Genomic DNA, 19,499 nt, shown 5'->3' on the forward strand with positions numbered 1-19,499 from the left:
CGGCGCTTGCCTGTACTAGCGACTTGGGATGGATGTCCCCTTGACGCTGCCGCACAAGCCTGAGCATGTATGTCGCGAGATTATACCGTGTACCAAGGCTGTACCGCCAGCCCGAATTGCCAAAGCCGAGACCAAGAGCCAAATGCTGCTGCTGATCGACAACTACGACTCGTTTACCTACAACCTCGTTCACTATCTGGGTGAGCTTGGTGCCGAAATGGAAGTGCACCGCAACGATGCGCTGGACGTGCAGGAAGCGATGGCGATGAAACCCGCCGGAATCCTTTTGAGCCCAGGGCCTTGCGATCCAGATCAGGCCGGAATTTGTCTGGCGTTGACCGAAGCGGCGGCTGAAACCGGTATCCCGCTGATGGGCGTTTGCCTTGGGCATCAGACCATCGGGCAGGCCTTCGGCGGAAAAGTGGTTCGTTGCCACGAAATCGTTCATGGCAAGATGGGAACCATGCGTCACACCGGCAAAGGCGTGTTTGCCGGTCTGCCGTCACCGTTCGAAGCGACCCGTTATCACTCGCTGGTGGTCGAGCGTGAGTCGCTGCCCGACTGCCTGGAGATTACCGCCGAACTGGACGATGGAACAATCATGGGCCTGCAGCATAAAGAGCTGCCGATACACGGTGTTCAGTTCCACCCTGAATCCATCGCATCCGAGCACGGTCACGCCCTGCTCAGGAACTTCCTGAATGAAATGAAAGTCCCCGCATGAGCGACGCGTTGAAACCGCTGATCGGAGCGGCAGCAGACCGCCCTTTGACCCGCGCCGAAGCGGAAAAGGCCTTTACGATCCTTTTTGAAGGTGAAGCCACGCCCAGCCAGATCGGCGGTTTGCTGATGGCAATGCGAACACGTGGCGAAACCGTGGATGAGTATGCCGCTGCGGCGGCCGTCATGCGCGCCAAATGTAACGCAGTCTCAGCACCTGAAGGAGCGATGGACATCGTCGGCACTGGGGGCGACGGGAAAGGTACGCTGAACATTTCAACAGCGACCGCATTTGTCGTGGCTGGTGCCGGTGTCACGGTTGCCAAGCATGGCAACCGCAATCTCAGCTCCAAATCCGGCGCAGCCGATGCGCTGGGTCAGATGGGCATCAACGTGATGGTTGGCCCGGAAGTTGTTGAAAAAGCGCTGAACTCAACTGGCATTGGGTTTATGATGGCGCCCATGCATCATCCAGCCATCGCCCATGTCATGCCGACTCGGCAAGAACTTGGGACGCGCACGATTTTCAATATCCTCGGTCCACTTACCAATCCGGCAGGTGTCAAAAAGCAGTTGACCGGCGCATTCAGCCGCGACTTGATCCGCCCTATGGCCGAAACACTGGGCGTTCTAGGGGCCGAGCGGGCATGGCTGGTGCACGGGTCAGATGGTACCGATGAACTGACGATTACCGGCGTAAGCTGGGTCGCCGCTTTGGAAGATGGTATCGTTAAAGAAGTTGAGTTGCACCCCGAAGATGCGGGCCTGCCGGTTCACCCGTTTGAAGACATCGTTGGCGGGACGCCCGAAGAGAATTCCGTAGCTTTCCGCGCCCTGTTAGACGGTACGCCATCTGCCTATCGGGATGCTGTCTTGCTGAATTCTGCCGCCGCTCTGGTTGTGGCGAATGCCGCCAGCGACCTCCGGGAAGGTGTCGCAATGGCCGCAGAAAGCATTGACAGCGGAAACGCCAGAAACAAGATCGCCGCTTTGGCCAAAATCACACAGGAAGCTGCATGACCGAAACTGTACTGGACAGGATCAAAGCCTACAAACTTGAAGAAGTTGCAGCGGATAAAGAGCTGAAATCACTGGATGATCTGGAAGCGGAAGCACGCGGCGCCTCTCCGGTTCGTGGTTTTGCCAACGCCCTTCACGCCGCGACGCGCCGGGGTTACGGTCTAATTGCCGAGGTCAAGAAAGCAAGCCCTTCCAAAGGTTTGATCCGAGAGGATTTCAACCCGCCTGAACTGGCCAAAGCCTATGAGGCCGGTGGGGCAAGCTGTCTGTCGGTCTTGACCGATACACCCAGCTTTCAGGGCGCCAAAGAGTATCTGACAGCTGCGCGTGACGCGTGTTCCTTACCCGCGCTGCGCAAGGATTTCATGTACGACCCATATCAGGTGGTCGAGGCGCGCGCACTTGGCGCGGATTGCATCCTGATCATCATGGCCTCGGTCGGGGATGCACAGGCCACTGAGCTGGAGCAAACCGCTTTTGATTGGGGTATGGACGTTCTGATCGAAGTACATGATGAAGAAGAGCTGGAGCGAGCAACTCAACTGAAAAGCCCGCTGATCGGGATCAATAACCGCAACCTCAAAACCTTTGAGACATCGCTGGACACAACCCGTCATCTGTCCAAACTGGTGCCCGGTGATCGCACAATAGTTTGCGAAAGCGGCCTGAACACGCCGGCTGATCTGGCCGACATTGCCCGATACGGCGCTCGTTGTTTTCTGATAGGTGAAAGCCTGATGCGTCAGGACGACGTCGAAGCTGCAACCCAAGCACTTTTGGCGAACCCTCTGGTCCCCGGAGTAATGTGATGCCGCTGACGCATTTCGACGCCAAGGGTCAGGCGCATATGGTTGATGTATCGGACAAGGCGGTGACCGATCGCATTGCAGTCGCCGAAGGTCACATCAAAATGGCGCGGGAAACCTTTGATATCATTAGTGAAGGTCGCGCCAAAAAGGGTGACGTCCTGGGTGTTGCCCGTCTCGCCGGGATCATGGGGGCCAAAAAAACCCCCGATCTGATCCCTTTGTGTCACCCGCTGCCGGTCACGAAGGTTGCCGTCGAATTGTCACTGGACCCTGACCTTCCGGGTGTTTGCCTTGAGGCAACGGTAAAGACTTCGGGCCAAACCGGGGTTGAGATGGAGGCGCTGACGGCAGTGTCAACCGCAGCACTGACCGTCTATGACATGACAAAGGCCGTTGATAAATCCATGGAGATTGGCGGCATTCGGGTTTTGCTGAAAGACGGCGGTAAATCAGGACGTTATGAGGCGGAATGATTAAGGTCGACGAAGCCCGCGCTCTGCTGCTTGATCTTGTGGCACCACTTCCACACGAAACTGTTCCCCTTATCGAAGCACCCGGGCGGATCCTGGCGCAGAATGTCGCCGCCACGCGGGACCAGCCGCCCTTTCGGTCGTCTTCGATGGATGGGTACGCCCTCAAGGCGGCTGAGGTCGAACTGCACGCCATGTTCAAGGTCATCGGCGAGGCCGCAGCTGGGCATCGGTTTGTTGGGCAAGTCGGCCCCGGACAGGCCGTCCGAATCTTTACCGGCGCACCTGTTCCCGAAGGTGCCGATTTCGTTGTTATTCAAGAGGATGCAGACCGGCGCGGCGATCTGATTACAATCACCGAAGAACCGGGTTCCAAAACCAACATCCGCCCAGTCGGTGTTGATTTCTCCGCCGGAACAACCATCGATGCACCGCGCCGCATCCGGGCTGAAGACGTTGCTTTGATGGCGGCGATGAACATTGCCTCGGTGCCGGTAACGCGCAAACCGCAGGTCGCGGTGATCTCAACCGGAAACGAATTGGTGATGCCGGGCGAAACACCCGGACCAGACCAAATCATCGCGTCAAATACCTTTGGCCTCAAGGCATTGCTGGAGGAGCTTGGGGCGCATGTCCGGGTTCTGCCAATTGCGCGCGATACAGTGTCGTCGTTGGAAACGGCGTTTGGTCTGGCCGCTGGCGCAGATCTGGTGATCACAATCGGCGGCGCATCCGTGGGCGACCACGATCTGGTAGGCGATGTTGCGCAAGGCCTCGGACTGGAGCGGTCTTTCTACAAAATCCGGATGCGCCCCGGAAAACCGTTGATGGCGGGCCGCATGGGTGACAGCGCAATGATTGGCCTTCCCGGAAATCCGGTCAGCGCCATGGTCTGCGGATATTTGTTTGTTGCCCCCATGATCCGCCGGATGTTGGGCCTGAATGATGCCTTGCCTGCTTTCCGCCATGCAAAACTGGCTGAACCGATAAAAGCCAATGGCCCGCGCGAACATTACATGCGCGCAACACTGGATCAGGACGGAATTCGCGCCTGTGAGGATCAGGACAGTTCTCTGCTCAGTGTTCTGGCGCAGGCTGATGCGCTTTTGGTGCGGCCTCCGGAAGATCCGGCGCGGGACGCCGGCGAAGATGTGCTCTACCTGCCCATCTAGAACATTTCGCGACCCAGTTGACACAAAACGTGAACATGCGTAGAACAAAAGAAAACGCATGAGCGACGAGGTGTGAGCGATGCTAACCAAGAAGCAATTGGATTTGCTGGAATTCATCCACAAACGCGTTCAGGCGGACGGAGTTCCGCCCAGTTTCGACGAAATGAAGATCGCGTTGGATTTGCGCTCGAAATCGGGCATTCACCGCTTGATCACCGCGCTGGAGGAACGCGGCTTTATTCGCCGCCTCGCCCATCGCGCCCGTGCTATCGAAATCGTCAAACTGCCGGAAAGCCTTGGTGGAGAGCCTACAGCAGGCTTCAAACCGCGTGTGATTGAAGGCGACAAACCCACGGCGCCACGGCCTGCCAATTTTGAACCGGTCACGGTTGACGCAATGGAATTGCCGGTCATGGGCCGTATCGCTGCCGGTGTTCCGATTGAAGCGATCAGCCATGTTTCGCATCGCGTGGCCGTACCCGGATCGATGATTTCCGGTCAGGGCGATCACTATGCGCTTGAGGTTCGCGGTGACTCGATGATTGACGCAGGCATCAATGACGGCGATGTCGTTGTGATTCAGGAAACGTCGGTCGCAGATAATGGCGATATCGTCGTGGCGCTGGTTGAAGATCAGGAGGCCACCCTGAAACGGTTTTTCCGGCGCGGGAATGCAATCGCCCTCGAAGCTGCGAACCCGGCTTATGAAACCCGTGTATTGCCCGAAGACAAGGTCAAGGTTCAGGGTCGACTGGTCGGGCTGATCCGCACCTACTGAGAAACCTTCAACCGTTCATCTCGTAACTAATCGGGGCGACCAGAGGCGCACACCAGAGACCTGCGCGCTTGTCACGATCTCCCCGTTTCTAAAGGCCAGACTGCCAGTTTGTTGCAGGTCGTCGGGATCAAAAACCGTGCATGAATCGGTGAATTTTACCGGTATGGATGAGATGACGATCTGATTTTCGGAACATGCTAAAAATTCCGATGCAGCGCGTTTCCCAACCAGGTGAATTAGCTCTCTGTCGCCCAACGAATAGCGGCGCACGCCGCTTTGGCCAACGGGCCATCTTGATGCTGCCGTAGACTGGTCAGCACCGTCGCCATCGTTCTCAAGCCAGACCGTGGCGACAAAGCCGCTGCCCTTTGCCTTACTCAGAGCCCGGCCATTCTGGGTCATCACACCGATAAGGCCGCCTGTATCGGCCACCAGCACCTCCGGTCGATCACCCTGCCCCCAAAACGAAATCGCGAAGATTATTGAGGCAATTCCGAACCACCTCGACCGTCCCTGCCAGAGAATACACCACAGGGCGCCCGATGCGATCATGGGTAGGACAAATTTGGGCGGACTTGGCACAAACCCTCTCGCCCCATCCAACCCGGACACCCATTCCGCGACACCTAATATCCATCCAAGTCCAAGCCCCATGAGGTTCAACGCAATCCAGTCCAGCCCAAAAGGTGCAAGCAAAGCGGCCATGACCGCAGCCGGGATTACCACGGACCCCATAACCGGAACCGAAAGGATGTTCGCCAACAAACCATAATGCGACACTGTATTGAAATGCGCCGCCCCGATTGGAGCCGTGGCTAATCCCGCGATAAACGACGAAAGAAGCAATGCGGTTGCTGGGCGGAGCCATTTCGGCCCAAGGGGAGTCTGCGCGTCCCGGATACCTCCAAATACAGCGACCAATGCAGTTGTAGCTGCAAACGACATCTGGAAGCCAGGGCTCAGCAACGACTCAGGCCTCAGCACAAGAATGATCAGACCGGCCACTGCAACCGCTCGCAAGGAAATGGCACGGCGATCCAACAGAACGGCGCCCAGCATTACAGATACCATGACAAAGGCACGTTCGGTCGCAACTGCGCCGCCAGACAAAAGAAGATACCCTGTTGCGGTCACAAGCGCGCAAACCGCCGCGATCTTTCGCACTGGCAGGCGCAATGCCAGGAAGGGAACAAGGGAAAGCAGAACACGACAGGCCACAAAAACGAAACCGGTCAAAAGGCCCATGTGCAAACCTGAAATGGCAAGTAGATGCGCCAGATTTGATACGCGGAGATTCTCAAGAGTGGCCTGGCCAATGGCGCTACGGTCACCGGTTGTAACCGCAGCTGTAAACCCCCCGACATCACCCGGAAGCTCGGATTGAACCCTATCCGATATTGCGAAACGCAGCGACGTCACGTGCAAACCGCCAAGGCCCGCACTTGGCGGATGAATGGTCATAATCGGGTTTCGCGAATACCCAACGGCCCCAAGCTTCTGAAACCATGCATGGCGGCGAAAGTCGAAACCACCGGGTTCAACTGGGCCTTGAGGCGGCGACAGATGCGCGGTTGTCATAATGCGCTGGCCCGGTGCCAGCTGCACACTTTCGCCGTGAACCGAAAGCCGGATGCGTGCGGGCCTGTCATACACAGGCACGTCCCCGAGGCGCACCTGATCCAGTGTGACCCGCAGCGCATCCGACGCAGAGCGGTCCAGTGACACGACCCTCCCCTCGACCGGGCCGTAGTAGCGCCACTGCAGAACCGGCTCTGCAACCTTGTGGGTGCGAAAACCTGCGACAGCAAAACCCGCAGCAATCAACACCATCCCCCACGCCAACGGTGCCCAGGCCTCAGGCAATCTGCGCCCCATTGCGGCCATCACTGCGGACAGCACCACAACAGCGGCATAGATCTGCAGACCAGGCTCGAACCGCAAGGCAAAATAGAGACCGATCCCAATTGCCAGGCAGATCGGAGACCACAGGAACAGATGCCCGCGCTGGTTCAGAAACGCGGCCTCGACCGCTGTCAGAACTCGCATGGTTGCCCCCGTCCTTCGGGCTCGTTAGACAGGCGGAAACGCTATACCCGCTGTGGTTACCAAAAGGTTAATCAAGAAAATGTCCGATCAGGTTGTCACCCGTTTTGCCCCGTCCCCCACCGGTTTTTTGCACATCGGTGGTGCCCGTACCGCGCTGTTCAACTGGCTCTACGCGCGTGGGCGCGGCGGCAAGTTCCTGCTGCGGATCGAGGACACTGATCGCGAACGTTCAACACCTGAAGCCACAGCAGCGATCCTGCAGGGAATGGAATGGCTTGGTCTGGACCACGATGGCGAGGTCATCAGCCAGTTCGAGGGGGCCGAACGTCATGCTGAGGTCGCCAACCAACTGTTGGCCGACGGCAAAGCTTACAAGTGCTTTTCGACACAGGATGAGATTGCCGCCTTCCGCGAAAATGCGCGGGCCGAAGGCAAGTCGACTTTGTTCCGCAGCCCATGGCGGGAGGCCGATCCAGCCGACCACCCAAATGCGCCATTCGTTATCCGGATAAAGGCGCCGCAAGACGGAACCACCGTGATCCGAGATCAGGTACAGGGGGACGTGACCATCCGGCACGACCAACTGGACGATATGGTGCTGCTCCGCTCGGACGGAACACCGGTCTATATGCTTGCCGTGGTTGTGGACGATCATGACATGGGGGTCACCCATGTGATCCGCGGCGATGATCATCTGAACAATGCCGCGCGGCAGATGATGATCTATGAAGCGATGGGTTGGGATGTCCCGGTCTGGGCCCACATCCCGTTGATCCACGGGCCGGACGGTAAAAAGCTCAGTAAACGCCACGGCGCGCTGGGTGCGCAGGAATATCAGGCCATGGGCTATCCGGCGGCAGGCATGCGCAATTATTTGGCGCGGCTGGGCTGGAGTCATGGTGACGACGAATTCTTTACGGACGCACAGGCGCTGGAGTGGTTCGACCTTGACGGAATCGGCAAAAGCCCGGCCCGGTTCGATCTGAAAAAACTGGAAAATCTGTGCGGTCAGCACATTGCCATCGGCGATGATGCTGCATTGCGGCATGAAATCGAAGGGTATCTGGACGCAGCGAAACTAGCGCCTCTCACAAGTGCACAATCCGGTGATTTGGAACGTGCGATGTATTGCCTCAAGGATCGCGCCCGAACTTTCCCGGAACTGCTTGAAAAAGCGCATTTTGTGCTGACATCGCGACCTGTTGAACCTGATGAGAAAGCTCAAAAAGCGCTCACTTCTGTATCCGATGGTATACTGAACGAATTGACGCCGCACGTGCAAAATGCTAGCTGGTCACGAGACGAACTGGAGGCAGCCCTTAACACGTTCGCCGAAACGAAAGGGCTGAAGTTTGGCAAGCTGGCTGGTCCACTGAGGGCCGCACTGGCAGGTCGGGCAGTGACCCCTTCGGTCTTTGACATGATGCTTGTGCTGGGGAAAGAAGAAACCCTGGCGCGGCTTTCCGATGCAGCGGGTTAATCCTGGCTTCACATTCAGGTAACGCTGCTCCGCTATGACCCGGACTGCGCGGCTACGCGCAGCCGTTGCCCGTAATGTCGGACAGCGAACCGACATACGCATGAATGAGAAAGGGACAACCATGACCGATAGCCAAAAAACAGCCACACTGTCTGTCCATGGCGAAAGCTACGAGTTGCCGGTTTTTTCCCCGACCGCCGGCCCGGATGTAATCGACATTCGCAAGCTTTATGGTCAGGCGGGCGTGTTCACCTACGATCCCGGCTTCACCTCAACCGCAAGCTGTGACAGCACCATTACCTTCATCGACGGAGAAAAGGGTGAGCTGTTGCATCGCGGCTATCCGATCGAGCAACTCGCCGGAAAATCGCACTTTCTGGAACTCAGCTATCTGTTGCTCTACGGAGAACTTCCGGCTGCTCAGGATCTGGAAAAATTTGAAACCACGATCACGCGCCACACGATGCTGCATGAGCAGATGCAGTATTTCTATCGTGGCTTCCGCCGTGATGCGCACCCAATGGCCATCATGGTTGGCGTTGTAGGCGCAATGTCGGCATTTTATCACGACTCGACCGATATCTCGGACCCGCGCCAGCGTGAGATTGCTTCGCACCGTCTGATCGCCAAGATGCCGACGATTGCGGCATGGGCCTATAAGTATCATATCGGCCAGCCCTTCGTTTACCCGCGCAACGACCTGGACTACGCGTCTAACTTCCTGAGCATGTGCTTTGCGGTTCCGGCCGAAGACTATGAGGTCAACCCGATCCTGGCCCGCGCCATGGACCGGATTTTCATGCTGCAGGCCGATCACGAACAGAACGCCTCGACATCGACTGTGCGGCTTGCCTCTTCGTCAGGTGCAAACCCATTTGCCTGTATCGCTGCTGGCATCGCCTGTCTGTGGGGTCCTGCGCATGGTGGTGCAAACCAAGCGTGTTTGGAAATGCTGGAGGAGATCGGGACAGTCGACCGCATCCCAGAATTCATCGCTCGCGCCAAAGACCCGAACGATCCTTTCCGCCTGATGGGTTTCGGTCACAGGGTTTATAAAAACTTTGATCCACGCGCGACCGTGATGAAGCAATCGGCGGACGAAGTTCTGGATTTGCTTGGCGTTGAAAACAACCCAAAACTTCAGGTCGCGAAAGCCCTCGAAAAACAGGCTCTGGAAGACCCGTACTTCATCGAGAAAAAGCTGTTCCCGAACGTGGACTTCTACTCGGGAATCGTAATGGAGGCGATGGGCTTCCCGACCTCGATGTTTACACCGATCTTTGCGCTGTCGCGCACCGTGGGCTGGATCAGCCAGTGGAAAGAGATGATCGCCGATCCTCAGAACAAAATCGGCCGTCCTCGCCAGTTGTACCTCGGCGAAACGACCCGCGATTATGTGGACATCGAAAACCGCTGAATTTAACAGCGCACCCTACATACAAGCCCCGGAAAACTCCGGGGCTTGTTTCGTTTCAGAACAACGAGAGTTGATCGCCTGCCTGAGCGGGACAGCCAAACAAATCACATCGCAAAGGTTGAGTTTCGGTTGCAAGATCAAGCCGTTTCACCGCCGCCTTGAACCGTTTTGCGATCATTTCGGCAAAGACCCCCTCTCCCCGCATCCTGTGGCCCCAACGTGGGTCATAGTCGCGCCCGCCGTGCATTTCGCGAAGGCGACTCATGACTTTCTCTGCGCGCGCCGGCTGGTGATCTGCCAACCACTCCTGCCAAAGCTGCGAGACCTCGCGCGGTAGACGCAACATGATCCAGCTTGCTGAATCCGCCCCCGCCTGTTTGCCCGCCTGCAACAGGTTTTCAAGTTCATGGTCCGTCAATCCGGGTATGATCGGCGAGGTCATGACGCGCACCGGTACGCCGGCCTCGGTCAAACGCTCAATAACACGTAGACGCCGTTCGGGTGCAGGGGCGCGTGGTTCCATACTGCGCGACAGCTCTGCATCCAATGTCGTCAGTGAAATACCCACGCGTAACAGCCCCTGTTCGGCCATGGGGGCAAGAATATCGAGATCGCGCTCGATCAGGGCGCCTTTGGTGACGATTGCCAGCGGATGCCTGAATTCGGCCAGAACGTTCAGGCAAGACCTTGTGATCATGCGCTCTTTTTCGATTGGTTGATATGGATCCGTGTTTGTGCCCAAGGCTAGCGGAGCGACCTTGTATGATCGTCGGGACAACTCTTTGCGCAACAACTCGGCCGCGTTCGGTCGCGCGATCAGGCGGGTTTCAAAGTCCAAGCCAGGAGACAACCCCAGATAAGCGTGCGTCGGTCGCGCAAAACAGTAGACGCAGCCATGCTCGCAACCGCGGTAGGGATTGATTGAGCGATCGAATGGCAAATCCGGCGAACGATTGTGGGAGATCAAACTGCGCGCAATTTCATCGCGAACCTGCGTTCGAAGCAAAGGAGCGTCTTCGTTGATATCCCAGCCGTCATCCGTAGACGTCGTCACAAAACGCTCGAATCTGGGCGTGTCGTTAGACACAGCTCCCCTGCCCTTTACAGTTCTGTGCACGTTTTCTCTGTTCCAACGAGATTCCATATCAGAAAATAGAACATTACAGGAACATTCACAATACTCGGGCACAGATTTCGATGGTCAGCCAGCGTCCGGCAATGCTGATGTGAGCACAATGAAACAAGATCATGCGGAAAATTCTGTCGAGTCGGGGTAAAATCTGACCTATAGGTCGGTTGCAGAACTGGCGACGTCGCAATCAACGCAGTCGAACTGCGGCGAAATGGCCAAAACGGAAAAAATTGCCACTGCGGGCCGCGGCCCCTTACAGCTCAGGGAAACGACTCATGTCGGATGAAGAAGACATCGTCCTGTCGGAACTGAACGACGAGGAACTCGTCGAACAGATGTTTGACGACCTTTATGACGGTCTCAAGGAAGAGATTGAAGAAGGTGTGAACATCCTGCTGGAACGCGGATGGACCCCTTACGACATCCTCACCAAGGCACTGGTGGGCGGCATGACCATCGTGGGGCACGATTTCCGCGACGGCATTCTGTTCGTTCCCGAGGTGCTGCTGGCCGCGAACGCCATGAAAGGCGGCATGACCATCCTCAAGCCGTTGCTGGCCGAAACCGGCGCACCGCGCGTTGGCAAGATGGTGATTGGCACCGTAAAGGGCGACATCCACGATATCGGCAAGAACCTTGTGTCGATGATGATGGAAGGCGCAGGCTTTGAAGTGGTCGATCTGGGCATCAACAACCCAGTCGAAAACTACCTTGAGGCGCTGGAAAACGAACAGCCTGACATTCTGGGCATGTCGGCTCTGCTGACGACCACCATGCCTTATATGAAGGTCGTGATCGACACCATGGTCGAGCAAGGCGTACGCGACGACTATATCGTCCTGGTTGGCGGTGCTCCGCTGAACGAAGAGTTCGGCAAGGCCATTGGCGCCGACGCCTATTGCCGCGATGCTGCGGTTGCCGTGGAAACGGCAAAGGATTTTGTGTCGCGCAAACACAATCAGTTGGCCGGATAAATCCACCAACCCCAAAAAATCAGACCCCACCAAAACGGTGGGGTTTTTTTGTTTGAAATTTGCACCAACGACTCCGGCGCTCTATTTATTATGAAATCAGGTGATGGCGTTCGGCGGTTCCGCTTTTTGTCGCGGGGCGGATATGTGACGTCGGCTGCGGCGTTGTTTCGGACCGCGTTCCACGATTTTCTGGACCGGAACCTGACGGAGGCAATCGAATGACCCAACAGCAATTGCCAGATGACGAAAGCCTGACCGCCAATGGTCTCGCGCCCGGAAACGACAACGGGCGCATATTGCTTATAGCTTGCGGCGCGTTAGCCAGAGAGATTCTTGACCTGAAGAACCGCAATGGTTGGGACCATCTATCTTTGACATGCCTACCCGCAATCCTTCATGTCCATCCGGAGAAAATTACGCAGGCTGTTGAAGAAGCTGTTGAAAAACATCGCAAAAAGTTTGACCGAATTTTTGTGGTTTACGCCGATTGCGGAACCGGTGGCCTGTTGCAACAAGCCTGCGATCGATTGGGTGTTGAAATGGTAAAGGGGCCGCATTGCTATTCGTTTTTCGAAGGCAATGACATCTTTGCCGAACATGGTGAGGATGAGACGACAGCATTCTATCTGACGGACTTTCTAGCCCGGCAGTTCGATGCATTCGTCTGGAAACCACTGGGCCTGGATCGACACCCCGAGTTGCGGGACATGTATTTCGGAAACTACACCAAGCTGGTGTATCAGGCACAGACTGATGACCCGAAACTGACCGAACGTGCCCGTGAATGCGCTGACAAAATGGGCCTGGCTTTCGAGCGCCGATTTACCGGATACGGAGACCTGGCAAAAACACTGGAAGAATGGGCAGTCGCCCCCGCGAATTCCTGAACCTTTCCCTGCCAGCTCAGGCGTGCTCGGCCGCGACGTCCCGAATCCGTTCTATCATCGCGCGCAAACCGTTTGAACGCTGGGATGACAGGTGGTCATTCAGGCCAAGTCTTGCCATTTCTGCCCGCGCATCGACTTTGGGTACACCATCGACCGGCAACCCGTTGTAGAGCGCCCGTAATACCGCAATCAAACCCCGCACGATCATTGCGTCACTGTCGCCGTCGAACCGGAATGTTCCACCGTCAATCATTGGATGCAGCCAGACCTGACTCGCACAGCCATGAACCTTGGTCGCCGGAACCTTTAGCGCGTCGTCCAGAGGCTCCATCGCCTTGCCCTGTTCGATCACATAGCGATAGCGGTCTTCCCAATCTTCCAGGAATTCGAAATCTTCGACGATTTCTTCAAAGGCGGGACTTGCCATGCAGCGATCCTTTTGTTGCGGTTCACGATAGTGAACTATGACGCCGCACAGGGCGTGTCCAGTCCTGCGGTGGCTTTTCAAGACGTGCAAGATGGGCTAACCCATTGCAAGACAATCCACTCAGATCGCCGGGTCTCATGAAAAAAACTCTATCCGTACTTCTGGTTACCGCGTTGGCCCTGTCTGCTTGCGGAAATTCAAGAAAATCCAAATCTGCGACAACTGCACCGACAACCGACGCCGCCACGGCTCTGGTGCCGCAGAGAAGCGGTACAGGATTGCTCTCGCGCCCCGATCGCCCGGACCTCAGCGTACCGATTGCGGTCATCAGCGAATTGCGTGTTGATCCGACCTCGACCGGTGCGATCATCTATGTTGAGGGGATTGCCTCCCGTCAGGGTGCATTTAACGCGGAATTGCGACCGGTCATATCCGAAGAAAACACCAAGAACGGCATTCTGGCCTATACCTTCCGCGTCGTTTATCCCGAAGGCCCGACGCCCCAAGGGCCGGAACGTTCGCGGACAATTGTCGAGGCGGTGGATATCAGCAATCAGGACTTACAGGGCGTGCGTCTGGTCCGGGTCATCGGGCAGCAAAATACGCTTGATACCAGAAGACGCTGAAACCTGCGGTCAGAGCGAAACGACGTTGACTGATTGCCCTTTGGCCGCCAGTGCAATCTTGCCCTCACACAGCCGCAGCGCGTCCTGTCCGAACACTTCATAGCGCCAACCGGACATGGCGGGCACTTCGCGTTCACCTGCAGCAATCAGATCCAGATCCGAACTGGTGGCAATCAATTTGGCGGCCACTCCGGAACTTTCGGTTTTCGACTTCAGCAAAACCCGCAATAGATCTGCCAGCGCAGGATTGACCTTCAGCTTTTCCCGGCTGTTATCCGGTTTGGGCATGTCCTCGGGCGGGCAATTCACACCGCGTTTGACTGCTGCCAGAATCCCCTCGGCAATTGCCCCCTTACGGGCTTCACGCAGCAACAAACGGGAACCGCCCAAATCCGAAGGCGATTTAGGCTTAGTTGACGCCAGTTCGATAAGCGCGTCATCTTTGAAGACCCGGCTGCGCGGGACGTTGTTTTGTTGCGCATATGCCTCGCGGAATTGCGCCAACTCGCGAACGACCGCCAGAAATTTTGCGGAATTGGTGCGAGTCTTGACCCTGCGCCACGCGTCTTCGGGGCGAATATCATAGGTTTCGGCGCCGGTCAGCACCTGCAACTCTTCGGCGACCCAGTGGCTACGATTGGTCTTGGCCAGTTCATCCGCCAGATATTCATAGATTTTTCTCAGATGTGTCACATCCGCCAGCGCATAAGTCTTTTGCGCATCGGTTAGCGGGCGGCGCGACCAGTCGGTAAACCGGGACGTTTTATCAAGCCCCTGCTTGCAGATCTTTCGCACAAGCGTCTCATAGCCCACCTGCTCACCGAACCCACAGACCATGGCCGCGACCTGAGTGTCGAAAAGCGGTTTAGGAAAGATGCCCGCTTCGACCCAGAAAATCTCCAGGTCCTGCCGGGCCGCGTGAAAGACCTTGACCACGTTTTCATTGCGGAACAGATCATACAACGGCTCAAGCGACATGCCTTCGACCAGCGGGTCAACCAGAACGGCACTGTCCTTGTCGTCCGAAGGTACAGCCAACTGAACCAGACATAGCTTGGAATAATACGTCCGCTCACGCAGAAACTCGGTGTCTACAGTGATATAGGGATATGCGGCAGCGGCCTTGCAAAATTCGGCCAGCTCTTGCGTCGTTTTCAGGGTTCTCATGCGCTGTGCTAGGTCTTGCTCTTGTTCTTGTTACTGCCCGATAAACCTGTCCTCGTTCCGAGCGATCCCGGTGAACATAGGCCGATAAACACATGCGTGTAAATCACCGTCGGGCTTTCAGGGTAACAGAACCGGAGACCTGTTACCTTCCGCATACCTTTGCAACACGGCGGGATAAAGCTGGTGTTCCCACGACAGTACCCTTGCAGCCAGCGTTTCCGGTGTATCGTCCACTTCGACAGGTACTTTCGCCTGCCCAAGAATAGGACCGTCATCAAGGGCCGCCGTCACCTCATGCACGGTGCAACCATGTTCCCTGTCACCGGCCTCAATCGCGCGTGTATGCGTGTTCAACCCTTTGTACTTGGGCAGAAGCGACGGGTGAATGTTCAACATCCTGCCCTGAAACCGCGAAACGAAGTCTCCGGTGAGAACGCGCATGAATCCAGCAAGACAGACGATATCTGGTTCTGCCGCCAGCAATGGCTTCAGCAATTCAGCCTCAAACGCTGAACGATCACCGCGAAATGGCTGATGTTCGACTGCCGCAGTAGGAATTCCTCGGGCGGCGGCCTTCTTCAACCCGCCCGCCTGAGGATCGTTGGACAAAACCAGACAGGGGCGTGCCGGGTGATCGCCAGTCATGCTTTCGACCAGCGACACCATATTTGAACCGCCACCCGACAGCAGGATCGCAACGCGTTTTTTGGTCACGACAGAGTGCCCGAGTATTCCACGCCCGGCTCATTGGTGACACTGCCGATCCGGTACACGGTTTCACCGGCTTCACGCAGTGTGTTCGCCAGCTCTTCGGCTTGATCGGAAGCGCACACCACAATCATGCCAATCCCACAGTTGAAGGTCTTGAGCATTTCCGCTTCGGCTATTCCACCAACTTCGGACATCCATTTGAAGACCGGCGGCAAGTCCCAGGTATTCAGGTCGATCTGCGCACCCAGCTCCTCGGGCAGAACACGCGGCAGATTTTCAGTCAGCCCGCCACCAGTAATGTGGGCAAGGGCATGCACTCCACCGGAACGGATCGCGGCCAGCGCCTGTTTCACATACAGCCGAGTCGGTGTCAGCAAAGCCTCACCCAGCAGGCCCTCGCCAAAGGGCGACGGCGAATCCCACTCCAGACCGGAATGTTCAACCAGACGGCGCACCAAGGAATATCCATTCGAATGAACACCGTTCGAGGCAAGCCCCAAAAGAACATCGCCTTCCTGAACATCCGCAGGCAGATGAGCATCCCTTTCCATTGCTCCAACCGCAAACCCGGCCAGATCGAAATCACCTTCGGGATACATACCGGGCATTTCAGCAGTTTCACCGCCGATCAGAGCACATCCGGATTGTACGCACCCTTCTGCAATCCCCTCGATGATCCGTGCCGCCGTTTCAGTTTCCAGCTTGCCGGTCGCAAAATAATCCAGGAAAAACAGCGGCTCGGCGCCCTGACAGATCAGATCATTGACACACATGGCAACAAGATCGACACCAACGCCATCAACAACGCCCGTATCGATGGCGATCCGCAATTTGGTTCCGACTCCATCCGTGGCACCCACGAGAATCGGATCCTGATAACCTGCCCCCTTAAGGTCGAACAATGCGCCAAACCCACCCAGACCACTCATCACTCCGGGCCTGTTGGTCCGCTTGGCGGCTGGCTTGATCCGATCCACCAAGGCGTTTCCTGCATCAATATCCACGCCTGCATCGGCATAGGTCATGCCGTTCTTGCCCGCTGTCATGGCAAATCCCTCATGATTGCTTTTGCGCGGGTTAGTCGATTGTGGCCTTTCATGCAACGGTCAGGCTTGACGCGGACGACAAGCGTGATACCCAAGGCGCTCAGGCGGGCCTGTAGCTCAATTGGTTAGAGCAGAGCGCTCATAACGCTTTGGTTGGGGGTTCGAGTCCCTCCGGGCCTACCAGAACGCCAACTAAGTTATTGATTTTAAACGATTTGATTACCCCACGGGGTAGCGAATGAGCCTAAAACAAAATCAATAGGTTAAAACACCGACTACCCCACGTTTCAGCATCAATTTGCCGATTCCTGAGGCGGCCGCTGCGGCAACTTTTTTGGCGCTGGTACATCATGACGCTCAAGCCACTCTTTGATCACTGCCCAGTGGTCCTGAGCCCCTGCCGTGAACCGCATTGAATGCAAATCAGCCATCCGTCGCCCCAACTGCGCAAACCGCTGAATCTTGAGCTTCAGTCCGTAAGACTTCGCCCAGGAACGCAGCGCCGTTTCCCAGTCATCCACGCGGCGTTCTTCAAGCGCGATTCGCAAATCATGGGGTATTGTGTTGGGCCAGATGGTCATTATTTCTCGCTGAAGTTCTTTTGCAGTTCTCGAATGGCATTATCTTCGACGCCAACGACACCAAATTCTTGTCTAAGATAGTCGAGCAGGATCATCACGTTTTTGCTCTTGTGTTGATTCCCTAGGCTTTCAAATTCGGCCAAGTAATCTTCTCCGTCGTATCGAAGGTAGCACCTACCGTAGTTAGATTCGAATTCTGTTATTGGCTGTCCGAAGCTGGCTTTACGCTCAGAAACAGCAAAAACTTTGAATCTGAAGGCAAATTTCCTTTCAGCCCAATCAAGAAGTGACAAACCCGTCATTGGTTTTGCCTCATCAGCGGCCATTATGAGATCGTCAGAAGTGTGACCGAATTCATAGTGCAAAACTCCACGAGTGTTGGTCTGCACTAGAGCTTCAAACAAAGGATATAAATCTAGGTCACCTGTAATTACTTCAGCGGTGTCGATCACCCCACGGAAGGCATACTGAAGCGCCTCAATCGCGATCCATGTGTCCACTCCCTTTTGCTCAATTCCGCCATTCTTGCGAGGACGAACGCGAGTAAATCCGTCGCGAACGTGAAAGTTCCTCACCTTCCTAAGAGAGTTTAGGAACTCCGTTTTCTCATCAAATTCTTTCTCATACTCTCGATCATTTTGTTTCGGCTTTTGGACTGGCAAAGCATCAAAATAGATCACTCTATCAAACCCATGGCCGACAAGATTGAAGTCAATCGGCATCGGTTCTGAAAGTCCAATCCGCTTACTCTGAGATTCGACCGATCTTTGAAAATATGCACCATCAATAAACAGATACCTTCGTGGCTTTGAGCCACTCCGAGCCGGGCCTGTAATCGAAACCAAAATGATCCTCCTTAGGGCTAATACTTAAAGCGATACGTTGAGCGGCTATTCAGTTGAGCAAGCTCTGAATGACAGCTTTCCCCCTGTGTTCGCCACCCCAAAAACGAAAAAAGGCCCGCCGACCGAAGTCAGCGGGCTTTAGTGTACCGGACAAAGTTTCCACCCTATTCGACTGAATGAGTGAAGCTTATGCGCCTCCTCATTGTGATCTACAGTTTCGATCAGGCCTCTCTGACTTACCGCCTTTGACCAGGTTATCTGGTTAAACCGCGGTCGGATGGCTAAAACAGATTGAAAAACACCTGGCTCTGGCGCAACGATGAGTATGATTGGCCTGATACAGCCACAAAATCACTACCGTTCGAAAAAATTAGCGGCTGCGTGCTCCTTCTCCATTTGCTCGAAATTTCTGGATTGCTCGCCGGAGCAAAGCCATTTTGACCCATCAAGTCAGCTATGGCCCCTACCGTATTTTGGACACTTTGCCCGGAGTTTGGCATCGTTATCATGCAATTTCTCTTTGCGCGCAAAAGGTTAGTCGGTGGCACCCTGACGCTAGCTCCCCAAGCCTTGCCCAGACTTTGGTCTGGAGTTGCATCACTGGTCACAACCTTAATGCACTCCTCTATTAGAGGCTTCAGTTCAGCAGTTGGCACATTGACGCTTTTACTTTGGGGTTCGCTCACCACGTTGGTCGCCTCTTGTGGAGTGACGCAGCCTGCCAAGGCAAAAATACCAGCGAAGACAAAGATATTTCTCACCAATCAATCCTTTTTTGGTTTGAGAACTATGGGTGTTCCACGAAATAGACCCACGGCATGGCCGTCGCAATAACTATCGCAAGCGTCTGGAAACGCTGAGATTATAAAATGCGATCATCTTGAATGTCTCTTATCCCCGAACAGAGGCATGAATAGAGTGCTGCGTTTGCTTCCCTCAAACTAGGACCTACCTATTGTGAACACTCGAATATCTGCTGTGAGCCCATTGTGACCTATACTTCACTGCACACAGTTTTCGGTGTGGGTAATAAAAAATTCAGACGGTCGGTGCTTGTTGTCATATCCCAGCAAAGCGGGACAAATTGGTCGCCCAAGCGAATTCAACTTGGTCCCTCAATCTTTCAAAGTTGCTAGATATGCAATGAGATCCGCGCGATCTTTTTCATTTTCAATTCCGAGCATCACTTTG

The 19,499-nt window shown here is 55.5% G+C and carries 21 protein-coding genes and 1 tRNA gene; 13 read left to right on the forward strand and 9 right to left on the reverse strand.

The window, feature by feature from the left end; translation table 11 throughout:
• The first annotated feature begins 142 nt into the window (after positions 1-142).
• The 6 genes from ACR0D6_RS19625 to lexA all read left to right on the forward strand — a co-directional run bounded on the left by ACR0D6_RS19625 (position 143) and on the right by lexA (position 4,969).
• The gene (locus tag ACR0D6_RS19625; protein ID WP_170655766.1) at positions 143-724 is read left to right on the forward strand and encodes an aminodeoxychorismate/anthranilate synthase component II; all 582 of its coding nucleotides are present in this window, start codon (positions 143-145) and stop codon (positions 722-724) included.
• Positions 721-1,740, forward strand: coding sequence for an anthranilate phosphoribosyltransferase (trpD, locus tag ACR0D6_RS19630; protein WP_480449416.1), 1,020 nt, complete (start codon positions 721-723; stop codon positions 1,738-1,740). The genes ACR0D6_RS19625 and trpD overlap by 4 nt, the downstream gene beginning before the upstream one ends.
• Complete coding sequence (trpC, locus tag ACR0D6_RS19635) at positions 1,737-2,549, forward strand: indole-3-glycerol phosphate synthase TrpC (protein ID WP_480449415.1); 813 nt, start codon at positions 1,737-1,739, stop codon at positions 2,547-2,549. Before trpD ends, trpC begins: the two co-directional genes overlap by 4 nt.
• A complete protein-coding gene (gene moaC / locus ACR0D6_RS19640; protein WP_480766755.1) occupies positions 2,549-3,022 on the forward strand; it encodes a cyclic pyranopterin monophosphate synthase MoaC in 474 nt (157 codons plus the stop codon). The genes trpC and moaC overlap by 1 nt, the downstream gene beginning before the upstream one ends.
• Positions 3,019-4,191 carry a molybdopterin molybdotransferase MoeA gene (locus tag ACR0D6_RS19645; RefSeq protein ID WP_480766756.1) on the forward strand — a complete coding sequence of 391 codons (1,173 nt, stop codon included), beginning with the start codon at positions 3,019-3,021 and terminating at the stop codon, positions 4,189-4,191. The genes moaC and ACR0D6_RS19645 overlap by 4 nt, the downstream gene beginning before the upstream one ends.
• A gap of 79 nt (positions 4,192-4,270) precedes the next feature.
• The gene (gene lexA / locus ACR0D6_RS19650; protein ID WP_170655776.1) at positions 4,271-4,969 is read left to right on the forward strand and encodes a transcriptional repressor LexA; all 699 of its coding nucleotides are present in this window, start codon (positions 4,271-4,273) and stop codon (positions 4,967-4,969) included.
• 15 nt (positions 4,970-4,984) lie between these two features.
• On the opposite strand, the gene ACR0D6_RS19655 is transcribed toward lexA, so the two are convergent.
• A complete protein-coding gene (locus ACR0D6_RS19655; protein WP_480766757.1) occupies positions 4,985-7,015 on the reverse strand; it encodes a ComEC/Rec2 family competence protein in 2,031 nt (676 codons plus the stop codon).
• Between the two features lie 79 nt (positions 7,016-7,094).
• On the opposite strand from ACR0D6_RS19655, the gene gltX reads away from it, so the two are divergent.
• Positions 7,095-8,495: a glutamate--tRNA ligase gene (gltX, locus tag ACR0D6_RS19660; RefSeq protein WP_480766758.1), complete on the forward strand. Its 1,401-nt coding sequence runs from the start codon at positions 7,095-7,097 to the stop codon at positions 8,493-8,495.
• 121 nt (positions 8,496-8,616) lie between these two features.
• Positions 8,617-9,912, forward strand: coding sequence for a citrate synthase (gltA, locus tag ACR0D6_RS19665; RefSeq protein WP_170655783.1), 1,296 nt, complete (start codon positions 8,617-8,619; stop codon positions 9,910-9,912).
• A gap of 55 nt (positions 9,913-9,967) precedes the next feature.
• Here the strand turns inward: gltA and ACR0D6_RS19670 are convergent, their stop codons facing one another.
• Positions 9,968-11,056 (reverse strand): PA0069 family radical SAM protein, encoded by a 1,089-nt coding sequence (locus ACR0D6_RS19670; RefSeq protein WP_480766759.1) that lies wholly within the window; start codon positions 11,054-11,056, stop codon positions 9,968-9,970.
• A 263-nt stretch (positions 11,057-11,319) separates the two neighbouring features.
• Here ACR0D6_RS19670 and ACR0D6_RS19675 point away from each other — a divergent pair, with 263 nt between their 5' ends.
• The 3 genes from ACR0D6_RS19675 (at position 11,320) to ACR0D6_RS19685 (ending at position 12,905) form a co-directional block, all read left to right on the forward strand.
• On the forward strand, positions 11,320-12,018 hold the full coding sequence (locus tag ACR0D6_RS19675) for a cobalamin B12-binding domain-containing protein (RefSeq protein ID WP_170655787.1): 699 nt from the start codon (positions 11,320-11,322) through the stop codon (positions 12,016-12,018).
• Positions 12,019-12,108: 90 nt separating this feature from the next.
• On the forward strand, positions 12,109-12,240 hold the full coding sequence (locus ACR0D6_RS19680) for a hypothetical protein (protein WP_480766760.1): 132 nt from the start codon (positions 12,109-12,111) through the stop codon (positions 12,238-12,240).
• Positions 12,237-12,905, forward strand: coding sequence for a DUF1638 domain-containing protein (locus tag ACR0D6_RS19685; RefSeq protein ID WP_480766761.1), 669 nt, complete (start codon positions 12,237-12,239; stop codon positions 12,903-12,905). The genes ACR0D6_RS19680 and ACR0D6_RS19685 overlap by 4 nt, the downstream gene beginning before the upstream one ends.
• A gap of 16 nt (positions 12,906-12,921) precedes the next feature.
• Here ACR0D6_RS19685 and ACR0D6_RS19690 read toward each other — a convergent pair whose 3' ends face one another.
• Positions 12,922-13,332 (reverse strand): SufE family protein, encoded by a 411-nt coding sequence (locus tag ACR0D6_RS19690; protein WP_170655791.1) that lies wholly within the window; start codon positions 13,330-13,332, stop codon positions 12,922-12,924.
• 137 nt (positions 13,333-13,469) lie between these two features.
• Here ACR0D6_RS19690 and ACR0D6_RS19695 point away from each other — a divergent pair, with 137 nt between their 5' ends.
• Complete coding sequence (locus ACR0D6_RS19695; RefSeq protein WP_480449401.1) at positions 13,470-13,958, forward strand: hypothetical protein; 489 nt, start codon at positions 13,470-13,472, stop codon at positions 13,956-13,958.
• 9 nt (positions 13,959-13,967) lie between these two features.
• Here the strand turns inward: ACR0D6_RS19695 and rnd are convergent, their stop codons facing one another.
• From rnd to purM, 3 genes are all read right to left on the reverse strand, one after another.
• Positions 13,968-15,125 (reverse strand): ribonuclease D, encoded by a 1,158-nt coding sequence (rnd, locus tag ACR0D6_RS19700; RefSeq protein WP_480766762.1) that lies wholly within the window; start codon positions 15,123-15,125, stop codon positions 13,968-13,970.
• A gap of 117 nt (positions 15,126-15,242) precedes the next feature.
• Entirely contained in the window at positions 15,243-15,839 is a 597-nt protein-coding gene (gene purN, locus ACR0D6_RS19705; protein WP_480766763.1) for a phosphoribosylglycinamide formyltransferase, read from the reverse strand.
• A complete protein-coding gene (purM, locus tag ACR0D6_RS19710; protein WP_480766764.1) occupies positions 15,836-16,882 on the reverse strand; it encodes a phosphoribosylformylglycinamidine cyclo-ligase in 1,047 nt (348 codons plus the stop codon). The genes purN and purM overlap by 4 nt, the downstream gene beginning before the upstream one ends.
• A 106-nt stretch (positions 16,883-16,988) precedes the next feature.
• Between purM and ACR0D6_RS19715 the strand changes: the two genes are divergently transcribed.
• Positions 16,989-17,065 (forward strand) — tRNA-Ile (locus ACR0D6_RS19715).
• Positions 17,066-17,175: 110 nt separating this feature from the next.
• Here the strand turns inward: ACR0D6_RS19715 and ACR0D6_RS19720 are convergent.
• The 3 genes from ACR0D6_RS19720 to ACR0D6_RS19730 form a co-directional block, all read right to left on the reverse strand.
• Entirely contained in the window at positions 17,176-17,463 is a 288-nt protein-coding gene (locus ACR0D6_RS19720; protein ID WP_480766765.1) for a hypothetical protein, read from the reverse strand.
• Entirely contained in the window at positions 17,463-18,185 is a 723-nt protein-coding gene (locus ACR0D6_RS19725; protein WP_480766766.1) for an NYN domain-containing protein, read from the reverse strand. Before ACR0D6_RS19725 ends, ACR0D6_RS19720 begins: the two co-directional genes overlap by 1 nt.
• Positions 18,186-18,589: 404 nt before the next feature.
• Positions 18,590-19,069, reverse strand: a complete 480-nt coding sequence (locus tag ACR0D6_RS19730; protein ID WP_480766767.1) for a hypothetical protein — start codon at positions 19,067-19,069, stop codon at positions 18,590-18,592.
• Between the last annotated feature and the right edge of the window lie 430 nt (positions 19,070-19,499).

This window comes from Ruegeria sp. BJ6, assembly GCF_056537885.1.

Excerpts from the sequence above, each read along its gene's own strand:
- ACR0D6_RS19625 (WP_170655766.1), top strand. The coding sequence starts at position 143 with ATGCTGCTGCTGATCGACAACTACGACTCGTTTACCTACAACCTCGTT.
- trpD (WP_480449416.1), top strand. The coding sequence starts at position 721 with ATGAGCGACGCGTTGAAACCGCTGATCGGAGCGGCAGCAGACCGCCCT.
- trpC (WP_480449415.1), top strand. The coding sequence starts at position 1,737 with ATGACCGAAACTGTACTGGACAGGATCAAAGCCTACAAACTTGAAGAA.
- moaC (WP_480766755.1), top strand. The coding sequence starts at position 2,549 with ATGCCGCTGACGCATTTCGACGCCAAGGGTCAGGCGCATATGGTTGAT.
- ACR0D6_RS19645 (WP_480766756.1), top strand. The coding sequence starts at position 3,019 with ATGATTAAGGTCGACGAAGCCCGCGCTCTGCTGCTTGATCTTGTGGCA.
- lexA (WP_170655776.1), top strand. The coding sequence starts at position 4,271 with ATGCTAACCAAGAAGCAATTGGATTTGCTGGAATTCATCCACAAACGC.
- ACR0D6_RS19655 (WP_480766757.1), bottom strand. The coding sequence starts at position 7,015 with ATGCGAGTTCTGACAGCGGTCGAGGCCGCGTTTCTGAACCAGCGCGGG.
- gltX (WP_480766758.1), top strand. The coding sequence starts at position 7,095 with ATGTCCGATCAGGTTGTCACCCGTTTTGCCCCGTCCCCCACCGGTTTT.
- gltA (WP_170655783.1), top strand. The coding sequence starts at position 8,617 with ATGACCGATAGCCAAAAAACAGCCACACTGTCTGTCCATGGCGAAAGC.
- ACR0D6_RS19670 (WP_480766759.1), bottom strand. The coding sequence starts at position 11,056 with ATGGAATCTCGTTGGAACAGAGAAAACGTGCACAGAACTGTAAAGGGC.
- ACR0D6_RS19675 (WP_170655787.1), top strand. The coding sequence starts at position 11,320 with ATGTCGGATGAAGAAGACATCGTCCTGTCGGAACTGAACGACGAGGAA.
- ACR0D6_RS19680 (WP_480766760.1), top strand. The coding sequence starts at position 12,109 with ATGAAATCAGGTGATGGCGTTCGGCGGTTCCGCTTTTTGTCGCGGGGC.
- ACR0D6_RS19685 (WP_480766761.1), top strand. The coding sequence starts at position 12,237 with ATGACCCAACAGCAATTGCCAGATGACGAAAGCCTGACCGCCAATGGT.
- ACR0D6_RS19690 (WP_170655791.1), bottom strand. The coding sequence starts at position 13,332 with ATGGCAAGTCCCGCCTTTGAAGAAATCGTCGAAGATTTCGAATTCCTG.
- ACR0D6_RS19695 (WP_480449401.1), top strand. The coding sequence starts at position 13,470 with ATGAAAAAAACTCTATCCGTACTTCTGGTTACCGCGTTGGCCCTGTCT.
- rnd (WP_480766762.1), bottom strand. The coding sequence starts at position 15,125 with ATGAGAACCCTGAAAACGACGCAAGAGCTGGCCGAATTTTGCAAGGCC.
- purM (WP_480766764.1), bottom strand. The coding sequence starts at position 16,882 with ATGACAGCGGGCAAGAACGGCATGACCTATGCCGATGCAGGCGTGGAT.
- ACR0D6_RS19720 (WP_480766765.1), bottom strand. The coding sequence starts at position 17,463 with ATGACCATCTGGCCCAACACAATACCCCATGATTTGCGAATCGCGCTT.
- ACR0D6_RS19725 (WP_480766766.1), bottom strand. The coding sequence starts at position 18,185 with ATGCCGATTGACTTCAATCTTGTCGGCCATGGGTTTGATAGAGTGATC.